This is a genomic window from Gallintestinimicrobium sp., assembly GCF_046968865.1.
Classification (GTDB): Bacteria; Bacillota; Clostridia; order Lachnospirales; family Lachnospiraceae; genus Gallintestinimicrobium; species Gallintestinimicrobium propionicum.
The window spans coordinates 97,237-109,509 of sequence record NZ_JBKVPW010000002.1 but is presented as its reverse complement, the minus strand read 5'-3'; the positions used below and the strand labels follow the sequence as shown (position 1 = coordinate 109,509).

Here is a 12,273-nt window from a genome sequence, read left to right as displayed (position 1 = left end):
CTCCATTTCTTTCTTTTTTGCCGCGCTGCCGTTTCCCGGCAGCTACGCGTTTTGCTCCTGAAACGTTTTCAGGCATGAATCCAGAATTTCGATCATTTCATCCACATCTGCGTCGGTGATGACAAGAGGCGGAACGAAGCGGATAATATTGATTCCCGCATTGATCAGAATCAGACCGTTTTCCAGCGCTGCGTTGATCACAGGCGCAACCGGACGGTCAAAGACAAGTCCCTGCATCAGTCCCATGCCTCTTCTGTCCGTGATAAAATCATATTTTGCTGCCAGGCTGTCCAGCTTTTCTTCCAGATAAGCCGACACCTCCCGCACATGCTCCAGAATGTTGTTTTCCTCAAACAGATCCAGCACCTTTGCCACAGCTGCACATGCCAGCGGGTTGCCGCCATAGGTCGTGCCGTGGTCGCCTGCCGTAAGTGAATGCTGTCCGACCTTTTCCGTCATTAAAAATGCACCTACCGGGACACCGCAGCCAAGGGCTTTTGCCGTCGTCATGATATCCGGCTTTACGCCGTATTTCTGCCACGCATACCAATAGCCGGTTCGTCCCATGCCGCACTGGATTTCATCCAGAATCAGCAGGATATCCTTTTCATCGCACAGCGCGCGCACTTTTTTCAGAAAGTCCTCCTGTACCGGATAAATTCCGCCTTCTCCCTGCACGGTTTCCAGCAAAATTGCGCACGTCTTGTCATTTACGCATGCCAGCACGCTGTCAAAATCGTTGAGATCGGCAAACCGGATATTGCCGATTCCGGGCTCAAATGCCTCTCTATAATGCGGATTGCCGGTTACCGACAGTGCTCCCATCGTCCGACCGTGGAACGAATGGTTCATGGCAATGATCTCATGATCTGTCGTGCCGTCTTTTAAATAAGCATATTTCCGCGCCGCCTTGATCGCGCCCTCAATTGCCTCCGCACCGCTGTTGGTGAAGAACACGCGGTCCATCCGGGAAACCTTTTTCAGATGTCTTGCCGCTTCCACCGCAGGAACATTGTAATAATAATTCGAGGTGTGGATGACCTTGTCGATCTGCGCCTTCAGCGCATCATTGTACTCGGCATTATGATAGCCGAGGGCAAACACCGCAATACCAGCCACAAAATCCAGATACCGTTTTCCTTCTATATCATATAAAGATACGCCGTCGCCGCGATCCAGAACGACCTGATACCGATTATAGGTATGCAGAAGATCCTGCTCGGCTTCGTCGATATACTGCTGCATCAATTCACCCATGTTTCCTCCATTCCGCAGGCACTTTGTGCCGAAGGTGCTTTGCACTGCTTTAAACCTACTCATCGTCTCCGACAATCGCCGTTCCGATCCCATGATCTGTAAAAATTTCCAAAAGCAGACAGTGGGGGATTCTGCCGTCCAGAATATGTACCCGGTTGACGCCGCCTTTGACCGCCGCCGTACAGTTGTTTAACTTCGGCAGCATGCCGCCGCCGATCTCACCGCTGCTGACAAGCGCTTCCGCGTCGCTTGCTGTAATGCGGGAGATGAAAGAGGATTTATCAGAAAAGTCCTTGTACAGACCTTCTACGTCCGTCAGGAACACGAGCTTGTCCGCGCCGACCGCCCTTGCGATCGCGCATGCTGCGTCATCTGCGTTGATATTATAGGTCTCGCAATTTTCATCCATGCCCACCGGAGCTACGATCGGAAGGTAATCGCGGTCGATCAGATCATATAAAATCTTGGGATTTACTTTGGTCACATCGCCGACAAAGCCGATATCCTTCCCATCGGAATATTTCTTTTCCACCTGCAGAAGACCGCCGTCCTTGCCGCTGATGCCAGCTGCGGGTACGCCAAGCTCCTGTACCATGGCAACCAGATTTTTGTTGACGCGCCCCAGCACCATTTCCGCGATTTCCATCGTTTCAGCGTCCGTCACGCGCAATCCGTTGACAAAAACAGGCTCCTTGCCGGCTTTTGCCACCCATTTGCTGATGGCCTTGCCGCCGCCGTGTACGATGATCGGCTTAAAACCTACCAGCTTTAACAGCGTCACGTCCTTGATGACGTTTTTCTGCAGCTCTTCATTGCTCATGGCGCTGCCGCCGTATTTTACCACGATAATTTTCCGGTTGAATTTCTGGATATAGGGGAGCGCTTCAATCAGCACCTCCGCTTTTTTCATGATCTGTTCCATTTCCGGTTTTTCCACTTTTTCCTCCCATTTCTGCGCACGTTTCCTTTTGCGGCGCTGTGAGACTGTTTTATCGTTCTAACGCCGGTTCGCGTCAGCTGCGGTAGTCCGCGTTAATCTTGACATAATCGTAGGTTAAGTCACAGCCCCAGGCTGTCGCTTCCGCCTCGCCCATCTTCATATCCACAAGCGCAGTCACCTCGGAGCAGGACAGGATCCGGGTCGCTTCTTCCTCGCTGTAATCTGCCGCCATACCATCCTTGAAGATCAGGATCTTTCCGGCGCTGCTTTCCAGATACAGTTCTATCGCCTCGGGATCGAATTTTGCCCCGGAATAGCCCAGCGCACACAGAATCCGTCCCCAGTTCGCATCGTGTCCAAACAAGGCTGCCTTTGTCAGGCTGGAGGTGATGACCGATTTTGCCAGGGTCTTTGCATCTTCCTTATTATCCGCATGAATGACCTTTACCTCGAACAGCGCGGTTGCGCCCTCGCCGTCGCCTGCGATCTTCTTCGCCAGCGTCTCATTGACATAATGAAGCGCTTCCACAAACGTATCGTAGTCCGCGCCCTTTTCCGTGATTTCATGGTTTCCCGCCTGGCCGTTTGCCAGCACAAGCAGCGTATCGTTCGTCGAGGTATCGCCGTCTACGGAAACCATGTTGAAGGTATCCTGCACGTCAGCGCTCAGTGCTTCCTGCAGAAGCTTTTTGGAGATATTCACATCCGTTGTCACAAATGCGAGCATTGTGCACATATTCGGATGAATCATGCCGGAGCCTTTGCACATGCCGCCGATGGTTACTTCTTTTCCACCAATCGTCACCTTTACTGCAACCTGCTTGTTGCGGGTATCCGTTGTCATAATCGCCTTTGCCGCATCGGTTCCTGCTTCTTCTCCGGGCTTGATCGCCTTTGCCAGCATACGCACACCTTCGGTCATTTTTTCCATCGGAAGCTGCATACCGATGACGCCGGTCGAACAAATCAGGACGCTCTGAGGAGAAATCTCCAGCGCATCTGCTGCCGCTCCTGCCGTCTCCCTGCAATATTCATAGCCGAGCTTTCCGGTACATGCATTTGCGATACCGGAGTTTACAACGATCGCCTGAGCTTCCCACTCGCTCTCTACGACTTCCTTATCCCATAAAACAGGAGCAGCTTTTACTACATTCGTCGTAAACACGCCCGCTGCGCGACACGGCGTTTTGGAATACACCATTGCCATATCTTTTCTGTTCTGATACTTGATCCCGGCCTCTACGCCGGCTGCCATAAATCCCTTTGCCGCGGTTACGCCGCCTGTAATGATCTCCATATGTTCCTCCTGCCTTTCTTTTTATGTCAGATTGAGCAGTATCTTTTGCCCGCTCAAGCGTTGAAATTTTCGATATTTTTCTGATTTAAAACAAAATCGTAATAGTTTAAATCTTCGCGCTTCGTCCAGCCGATCTGCTTCCAGAAGGCGTTGCCGATATCATTTTTCGTAAACGCGATCAGGGACACCTTATTGATGCCCTCATGCTGCAGCGCATTCATACAGTGCACCACCATCGCCCTGCCGATCCCGTGCATCCGGTAATCCTCATGCACACAGACGTGATACAGACAGCCCCTGCGCCCGTCATGCCCGCACAAAATCGCGCCGACCACTCTGCCGTCCATCTCAGCGACTACGCTGATTCCGGGATTTCGCTTCAAAAACCGCTCCACCCCTTCTCTGGAATCGTCGATCGTCCGGATCGAAAACCCGTGAATCGTCATCCAAAGGGCGTATACCTGATCATAATCCTCTATTTGCATGCTGCGCACTGTAACCATTGTTATTTATCCTTTCCTGCCGGGGCCAACATAAGGCAAAAGCGCCTCGCCCCAGCTTTTTATCAGCCGTTCAGGCGACCATGCCGCATTCGCCGGCGACGTGGAGGGAAGCTTCCCCGCTTCCCGCTGACATGCCTTCTCACAATACCTGTGATATAACTCCCATGACTTTGCGCCGTTGCAAAACACCGCCTCAATCCTGGAATCCTGCAAAAGCCCGGCCACATCGTTTGCTGCCACATCCCGGATGGAGCTGTCCGAAGACCCTACAATCCGACAGGAAGCGATCACATCCCACACAGCAATCCCATTTGCCAGCAAAAAAGCCTTTTTCTCCTCCACCGACACCGGAACCTCCGCCTGACACACCCCCGCTAAAACCTTCCAAAACCGGTTCTGCGGATGCCCGTAATAAAAATGATTCTCCCTCGACTTCACCGACGGCAGACTTCCTAAAATCAACACCCTGGAATGCCCGTCCACAACCGGCGAAAAAGGATGCACCACCAACTCCTGCCCAACAGCCATCCAAAACACCTCAATCCTTCAAAGCCACTAAATTTCTCTAACCTTGAATTTTACAAACAACTCCACGGAAAATCAAGACTTTTTTGCCCCAACAGGGCGAAGTCGCCTACGGCGACCAGCCCACACAAACTCAGCCCTACCTCCCGGGCCGCTGTTGCCGCAGGCAACCAGGCCTCACCGCCGAAGTAGGCGCAGTCGGCGCAGCCGACCAGCCCCCAACAAACTCAGCCCTACCTCACAGGCCGCTGTTGCCGCAGGCAACCAGGCCTCACCGCGCAGACTGATTGCCAGCCCCGGCTGCCGACTGCAATTGCGTCCCCTTGATTTGCAAGCGAAACTTTTGCAAAAACGCACAGGCTTCCGGCACCGAACGTCCGACTGTCCGAAGCAGGCATGCACAACCGCCAAAGCAGCCAAAAACCTACCACCATGCCTGCAAGTTTCGGACGTGAGGTGCGCCCTTAGGAAGCCGACGCGCTTTTGCATAAAAGTTTCAGCGCACAAATCCCGGGGACGCAATGCAGTCGGCTGCCGGGGCGGTCAAAGTCTGCCGGGAATCCACCATCCCTTACGGGAACATCGGCACAAGATCCAGCCCCTCGGACTCCTCCAGCCCAAACATCAGATTCATATTCTGCACTGCCTGTCCTGCTGCGCCTTTCACCAGATTATCCATGGCACCCATCATAATCACACGCTTCGTCCGCGGATCGACCTTAACGTTCACATCTACAAAATTGCTGCCCTCTACCCACTTCGTTTCCGGGCACACACCCTCCGGCAGCACGCGCACAAACTTCTCATCCTGATAATATTTGTCATAGGCTGCCCGAATCATTGCAGCATCCGGCAGTCCAAGGCTTCCGTCCGGCTTTTTCACTTCTTTTAAGGAAGCATAAGCCGTCACCAGAATTCCACGGTTCATCGGAACCAGATGCGGCGTAAAGTTCAGCACAACCGGACAGCCTGCCGCATAGGACAGCTGCTCCTCGATCTCCGGCGTATGACGATGGCTCGCAACACCGTATGCCTTGATATTTTCATTCACCTCACAGTACAGGTTTGCAACCTTTGCACTGCGCCCTGCCCCGGAGGTACCGCTCTTTGCATCAATAATCAGCGTATCCATATCGATCAGTCCCTCTGCTGCCAGCGGAAAGATCGAAGTAATGGAGCAGGTGGGATAACAGCCCGGATTTGCTACCAGACGAGCCTGTTTGATCGCCTCACGGTTTCTTTCACACAGACCGTAAACCGCTTCCGGAATAAACTGCGGAGATTTATGTTCGATTCCATACCACTTTTCATAAGTAGCAACGTCCTTGATCCGAAAATCCGCACTCAGATCGATCACCTTTGTATTGGAAAGGATTTCCTCATCCAGAACTCCTGCCAGGAAGCCCTGGGGCGTCGCGGTAAAGATCACATCGACCTCTTTTGCCAGCTGCTTTAAATTATCATCCTTACAAACATCCTCTACAATCTGAAACATATTCTGATAAACAGACGCATATTTCTGATCCACATAGCTTCTGGATCCGTACCATTTGATTTCTGCCTCTTTATGCCCGTATAAAAGACGGACCAGCTCCCCGCCGGCATAGCCGGTCGCTCCGATAATTCCAACCTGAATCATTTTCTTTTCCTCCTTAGCATTGCATAATCATACCGCATCCATGTATAATATTCAAGTATTTTTGGAATATATTCCATTTTTTCTGAATAAAATATTTATAATTTGCATAAATTTACACTTGTATTTCTTCGCATCCGGGTGTATAGTAATTTCAGTCGGTCGGGAACGGATGCTTTCATCCTTATCTTGACACAGCTTGAAAGAAAAATCAAACACAGCATATGGAGGAGTAATTATCATGAAAGAAAAAGTTATTTTAGCGTATTCCGGCGGTCTGGATACCACAGCCATCATTCCGTGGCTGAAAGAGAATTTCGACTACGAAGTTATCTGCGTCTGCATCGACTGCGGACAGGAAGAAGAGCTGGACGGTCTGGAAGAAAGAGCAATCTCCTGCGGTGCTTCCAAATTATATATCCTCGATGTAAATGACGAACTGTGCGACGAATACATCGTTCCCTGCGTACAGGCACATGCTGTGTACGAAAACAAATACCTGCTGGGCACCTCTATGGCGCGTCCGCTGATCGCAAAGAAGCTGGTTGAGGTTGCCCGCAAAGAGGGCGCTACCGCAATCTGCCACGGCGCTACCGGCAAGGGCAACGACCAGATCCGTTTCGAGCTCGGCATCAAAGCCCTGGCTCCTGATTTAAAGATCATTGCTGCATGGAGAAACGATAAGTGGACCATGGATTCCCGGGAATCCGAAATCGAATACTGCCAGGCTCACGGCATTCACCTTCCTTTCTCTGCAGATTCCAGCTACAGCCGCGACCGTAACATCTGGCACATCAGCCATGAAGGTCTGGAGCTGGAGGATCCCGCAAACGAGCCCAACTACGGACATCTGCTTGTTTTAGGCTGCACTCCCGAGGAAGCTCCCGACGAGGCAGAATATGTTACCATGACCTTTGAAAAAGGCGTTCCGAAGAGCGTAAACGGTGTAGAGATGAAGGTTTCCGACATCATCCGCACTCTGAACAAGCTGGGCGCAAAGCACGGCATCGGCATCGTCGATATCGTAGAGAACCGTGTTGTTGGCATGAAATCCCGCGGCGTTTATGAGACTCCCGGCGGAACGATCCTGATGGAGGCACATCAGCAGCTGGAAGAGCTGATCCTCGACCGCGATACCTATGCAGAAAAGATCGATATGGGCAACAAGATGGCTCAGATTGTATACGAAGGCAAATGGTTCACTCCTCTGCGCGAGGCAGTTCAGGCATTCGTAGAAAAGACTCAGGAATATGTAACCGGCGAAGTAAAATTCAAGCTCTACAAGGGCAATATCATCAAAGCCGGCACAACTTCTCCTTACTCTCTCTACAATGAAAGCCTTGCTTCCTTCACAACCGGCGATCTGTATGACCACCACGATGCAGAAGGCTTCATCAACCTGTTCGGACTTTCCAGCAAGGTTCGTGCAATGAAGATGCAGGAAGTAGAAAAGAACAACAACTAATCACTAATCGAGTAGGAGGCGGTGACTAACCGCCGTCCTCTCACAGCACCGTACGTACCGTTCGGTATACGGCGCTTTCAATAGTTGACGTGCACAGACTGATAGGCTGTGGCTAAATCATAAAAGCCACTGTTTATCAGTCTTTCTTTTGTCATGGCCTTCTTGACTGTCGTCAGATTGGCACAATACCAGTGTCCCCTTCGACAGTTTGCCGCCATGTTCGCATAGTATTCATGGACTCCCATTTTTATCAGATTTCTCTTCTTTGTTCTGGGCAATTTCCATTGTTTCCATATACACATACGTATTCTGTGATAAAGCCATCCGTTGATGTCATCTATGTTGTTCTTCATACTTGCGATTCCGTAGTAGTTAAGCCATCCCCTCGCATACACCTTGATTTTCTCAAGGCTTGGCTTGATTGACTGACATCGCTTACGGGAAGATAACTCCTTCAGTCTAGACTTAAACTTCTTCCATGACTTCGGATGAACTCGGACATAAATGCCTTTTCCGTTCCTTCCCAATGCAAAGCCAAGGAATTTAAAATTTCGGATTGCAAACACGCTGACAGTACGGCTCTTTTCTCGGTTGACTGTAAGTTTCAGCCTCTCCTCAAGATATTTTGTACTGCTTTCCAAGAGTCTCTCTGATGCCCGCTTGCTCTTTGCAAGAAGCACGATGTCATCGGCATATCTTATACATGGGACATCTCTTTTCAGGAATTCTTGGTCGAACTCATTGAGGTAGACATTTGCCAGCAATGGTGATAGATTTCCACCTTGTGGTGAGCCTTCCTCTGTGTCAATGACTACTCCGTTTTCCATTACACCGCTTTTCAGATAGCGCTTTATCAACTGTACTACACGTTCATCTTTTACATTCTTTCGGAGAAGATTGATGAGAATTTCGTGATTAAGAGTGTCGAAGTACTTTGACAGGTCAAGGACTACAGCAAATGTATAGCCTTGTTCTGCGTACTTCTTAACCTTAAGTATTGCATCTTTTGCACTTCTGTTCGGACGATAGCCATAGCTGCCTTCTGCAAACAGCGGTTCATAGATTGGCACTAACTGTTGGGTTATTGCCTGTTGAAGTGTGCGGTCTATCACTGTTGGTATGCCAAGCTTTCGCACACCACCATCTGGTTTGGGAATCTCAACTCGTCTTACTGGAGACGGAGTATACTTTCCACGATAAATGCGGTCGGTTATCTCTTGTTGATGTTCCTTTAAATATGGAAGAGCCTCCTCAATGGTCATGCCATCAATTCCTGGCGCTCCCTTGTTTGCCTTAACTCTCTTATACGCTCTGTTAAAGTTGTCTTTATACAGTATCGCTTCCAAAAGTCTCGGCTGTGCACTGTCTCTTTCTTTCCATATCCGATTGAATGACCTAGACGCTTTCACATACCCTTCATGTTCCGCATTATCTCTTTGCGAACAGCCATTGTTTTCAATGTTTTCTGCCATAGACGGTCATTCCTCCTTTCTCGGTCATACTCAAGACTCCTACTGATTCGGTCCTTCACCTCGAACGGAACTTGTTCCGTTTGGCTACTATGGCCTCTGCTGACTTCTGTGCGTTCAGCATTGCTTTATGCAATGGTTACCTCTTTCAAGGCGTACCGCACAGACCTCCCTAGGTACCACACGTTTCTTCCTCTCCATCCATCTGCCTCATTTATCATGCATGATTCCGTGTAGTTATTGGGCTTCAACTTGAATAGCAGTCTTACCCTCATGCATGACCTCATATGAGATTCCTGTTCGTCAGACCAGAGATTTGCCCGTGGGTTAGTAGGTTCCCCACATCCAGCTTCCTTCAGATTCCATCTCACGATGGACACCCTTGCTTTCGGCTATATCCTTCCCACTACCGGGCGGATTCGGGACTTTAACCCGTTAGAAACGTGCGCCGCTAGGCGCACTACGCTAATAAAGGGCTTCCGTGCTTTTGGCACGGAAGCCCTTTTTGTTACAGTTCACTCGTATCTTTTTTTGCCCCGGCTTCTTGCAATCTTTTTTTCGATCTCCTATAATAAATCCTATAATAAATACGAAGTGATTTAATTTTTAAAAATACAGGGAGTTTTTGAATGGATGTTTTACTGATTTTGGCAATTTATCTGCTGATTGTAAATCTTGCAGGATTTGCTGCAATGGGAATTGATAAAAACCGCGCACGCCGCAAGGCATGGCGCATTCCGGAATCGACGCTGTTTCTGCTCGCCATCATCGGCGGCAGCATCGGAAGCATCGCCGGGATGTATACATTCCATCACAAGACACTGCATCCACAGTTCGTCTGGGGAATGCCCGCTATTTTAATCCTACAGATCGCTGCGGTTTTGTACATCCTGTTCGGTCCTGTTTCCATTTCCCTCTTATAACAGGCCGGCGCTTACAGGCATCCTGTAAAACGCAGCTAAAAAATTTACAGTTCACTCGCACCATTCGCAAAATCGCATCTTTGAATGCTATTTACAAAAGATCAGGAGGTATCATTATGCACTTGGCAATCTGTGATGATCATATGGCGGACCGAAAACAAATGGAACGCCTTCTCGGACGGGAATCTGACCGCCGCATGAATACAACCGGTGTCCTGTATGTGGACTCTTTCGGCAGTAAGGAATCTATCCTCGTAACGCCTATGATCTATGATGCAATTTTTATGGATATGACAGAAGACGGCTGCGATGCGATCGAGCTTTCCCACATGCTTCGGGCCGATGGCACAGATGTCCCCATCGTTTTTTGCTGCGATAAGGTAGACTACCGCAAATCGAAAAATCTTCCCGATAATGCGCTTTTTCTGGACAAGCCCATTGTCGTTTCCGAGCTTACCGAAACCATCGACCATCTGCTGTCCATTAAAAACAGCAAGGTAAAAAAACTCGAATTCCGCAACCAGACCGACACCATTTACCTGACGGAGGACCAAATTTCCTACGCTTGGCCGAAAAACAACCGTCAAGTCTGCATTCACACTGCCGACGGCAGAGACTACACAACCGATATGTCCCTTGCTTCGTTTTGCGGCACTTTAAACAAATATGATAACTTTGTCCTGCTTGCCAGTAATACGGTGCTCAACATGCGGCAGATCCGATCCATCTCCATGCTTAAGGTAACGATGCAGGACGGCAAATCCTTCCGCCTGGGCTTTGGAGAAGCGAAGATTCTGCGTAAATCGGTAGATGCCTGTATGAAAAAACCAGCGCAGGGAGAAAAGGCGTAGCAAACAAAAGAAACGGCCTCAGCTGACAAAAAGGCGAACAAATCAGCTGAGGCCGCACCTCTATTCTTCTAAAGATCTCATTCATTCCCTTTTTCCATCGGGCTGTAGCGCATCCGCACACGGATTCCCTGACTGTAATTGCCAAAGCCGCTGCCAAAGAGCGTCATGCCGCCCACATGGGCAGCATCCTCCTGTACGGCAAATTTTAACCGGATCTGGCTTTTATAATCGAGCTGCAGCTGAGTTGTGGAAACGTCTGAAATTTTCATTCCATCAATATACGTCCCGTTCTGATCGATAACAAGCATTTTTAACAGTCCGTACTGATTCCATCCGGAAAACCACCAGTTAGGTGTAAACAGCCCGTGCCTGTCCCCAAAGTCTCCCGGAGATGTCCACACTCCAACCGGCGTGTCATTTAATAAAAAGGTAATATCAGAGGGCCAGTCGTTATTAAAGCCCGGTGCCTCACTGGAAATCTCCATGGTGAAGGTAAGCTCATCTATCTTTTGTCCTGCCGGAAGGATATTCGGGACCAGATATTCCACATAGCCTTTCGAAAGCCATAAAATTCCAGCTTCCGCGCGATCCGGATGGGCAAAATAGCGGGGATCGTCCACTTCACCGATCATCTTTTTCGTCGTGGAAATGCCGCAGGTAGGAAATACCTGATAGTCCGAATACTGCCCCACCGGAATTTCCGCCCGGAAAATACTGCCTTCGCCTGTCTCCTCCTGCGTCCCGATCTCCACCAGGATTCGGGTTTCCAAAACGCTGCACACCTTCTGGTTTCCATGTCCGACACTGTCCTGGGTCACACGGATCAGCCCGGCCTCCTCCAGCTTTCGGATATGGCTGGTCAGCGCGCCGTTGGTGATCTGCAGCCTGGCCGCGATCTCATTCATATTCATTTCTTTTTCTTTTAACAGCAGTAAAATGATGTTCACCCGGATATCCGAGCCAAGCACCTTGAACAGCTCCACGCCCTCTTCCAGATTTCTGATATGCAGCATCCGTCTCCCCCCTTTTTCCTGGTTTATCCAGCTACGATGTCCTGCTTTTCCTGACTGCGATACCCGGCTTCTTCCGTCCGCGCTCCTGTCACGGTCGATCCATGCTGCCACAACGTCAGCCATCCGCAGGGTCTACTTTTCCCAGTGGCGATACGGACAGCGATTCTTTTTCACCGCAGCCCGCAGCTCCACATAACAGCCACATGCCAGACAGGTACCGGCTTCCAGATAGTCGCACGCCTTACATACTTCCAGCCGTTTTTCATACACCTGCTGCGCCGTTTTTACGTCCGGGTCGAGCTGTACAATATAGCGGTGCAGCTGTTTCATATAAGCTTCTTCGTCAAGCTCCCGCAGCAGGCATTTCAAGCAAGGCTTCTTCTGTGTGTCCATT

The 12,273-nt window shown here is 49.9% G+C and carries 12 protein-coding genes; 3 read left to right on the top strand and 9 right to left on the bottom strand.

The genetic code is table 11. From position 1 onward, the window contains the following. Window positions 1–42: 42 nt before the first annotated feature. From ACLTOQ_RS02330 to argC, 6 genes are all read right to left on the bottom strand, one after another. Complete coding sequence (locus ACLTOQ_RS02330; RefSeq protein ID WP_337598598.1) at window positions 43–1,257, bottom strand: aspartate aminotransferase family protein; 1,215 nt, start codon at window positions 1,255–1,257, stop codon at window positions 43–45. A gap of 55 nt (window positions 1,258–1,312) precedes the next feature. Then, window positions 1,313–2,179 (bottom strand): acetylglutamate kinase, encoded by an 867-nt coding sequence (argB, locus tag ACLTOQ_RS02325; RefSeq protein WP_412270315.1) that lies wholly within the window; start codon window positions 2,177–2,179, stop codon window positions 1,313–1,315. 91 nt (window positions 2,180–2,270) lie between these two features. Then, entirely contained in the window at window positions 2,271–3,494 is a 1,224-nt protein-coding gene (gene argJ, locus ACLTOQ_RS02320) for a bifunctional glutamate N-acetyltransferase/amino-acid acetyltransferase ArgJ (protein WP_337427512.1), read from the bottom strand. A gap of 53 nt (window positions 3,495–3,547) precedes the next feature. Then, the gene (locus ACLTOQ_RS02315; protein ID WP_337427514.1) at window positions 3,548–3,997 is read right to left on the bottom strand and encodes a GNAT family N-acetyltransferase; all 450 of its coding nucleotides are present in this window, start codon (window positions 3,995–3,997) and stop codon (window positions 3,548–3,550) included. A gap of 6 nt (window positions 3,998–4,003) precedes the next feature. After that, complete coding sequence (locus tag ACLTOQ_RS02310) at window positions 4,004–4,525, bottom strand: DNA-deoxyinosine glycosylase (protein ID WP_118496008.1); 522 nt, start codon at window positions 4,523–4,525, stop codon at window positions 4,004–4,006. A gap of 568 nt (window positions 4,526–5,093) precedes the next feature. After that, window positions 5,094–6,161 carry an N-acetyl-gamma-glutamyl-phosphate reductase gene (gene argC, locus ACLTOQ_RS02305; protein WP_021916380.1) on the bottom strand — a complete coding sequence of 356 codons (1,068 nt, stop codon included), beginning with the start codon at window positions 6,159–6,161 and terminating at the stop codon, window positions 5,094–5,096. Between the two features lie 238 nt (window positions 6,162–6,399). On the opposite strand from argC, the gene ACLTOQ_RS02300 reads away from it, so the two are divergent. Then, complete coding sequence (locus tag ACLTOQ_RS02300; RefSeq protein ID WP_021916381.1) at window positions 6,400–7,623, top strand: argininosuccinate synthase; 1,224 nt, start codon at window positions 6,400–6,402, stop codon at window positions 7,621–7,623. Window positions 7,624–7,700: 77 nt separating this feature from the next. Here ACLTOQ_RS02300 and ltrA read toward each other — a convergent pair whose 3' ends face one another. Then, window positions 7,701–9,095, bottom strand: coding sequence for a group II intron reverse transcriptase/maturase (gene ltrA / locus ACLTOQ_RS02295; RefSeq protein WP_412318401.1), 1,395 nt, complete (start codon window positions 9,093–9,095; stop codon window positions 7,701–7,703). 626 nt (window positions 9,096–9,721) lie between these two features. Here ltrA and ACLTOQ_RS02290 point away from each other — a divergent pair. Then, the gene (locus ACLTOQ_RS02290; protein ID WP_021916382.1) at window positions 9,722–10,015 is read left to right on the top strand and encodes a DUF1294 domain-containing protein; all 294 of its coding nucleotides are present in this window, start codon (window positions 9,722–9,724) and stop codon (window positions 10,013–10,015) included. Window positions 10,016–10,131: 116 nt separating this feature from the next. Next, on the top strand, window positions 10,132–10,866 hold the full coding sequence (locus ACLTOQ_RS02285) for a response regulator (RefSeq protein WP_337623052.1): 735 nt from the start codon (window positions 10,132–10,134) through the stop codon (window positions 10,864–10,866). A gap of 77 nt (window positions 10,867–10,943) precedes the next feature. Here ACLTOQ_RS02285 and ACLTOQ_RS02280 read toward each other — a convergent pair whose 3' ends face one another. After that, on the bottom strand, window positions 10,944–12,002 hold the full coding sequence (locus tag ACLTOQ_RS02280) for an ArsR/SmtB family transcription factor (protein ID WP_412318640.1): 1,059 nt from the start codon (window positions 12,000–12,002) through the stop codon (window positions 10,944–10,946). A gap of 9 nt (window positions 12,003–12,011) precedes the next feature. Next, a complete protein-coding gene (locus tag ACLTOQ_RS02275) occupies window positions 12,012–12,272 on the bottom strand; it encodes a DUF6171 family protein (RefSeq protein WP_262585526.1) in 261 nt (86 codons plus the stop codon). Between the last annotated feature and the right edge of the window lies 1 nt (window position 12,273).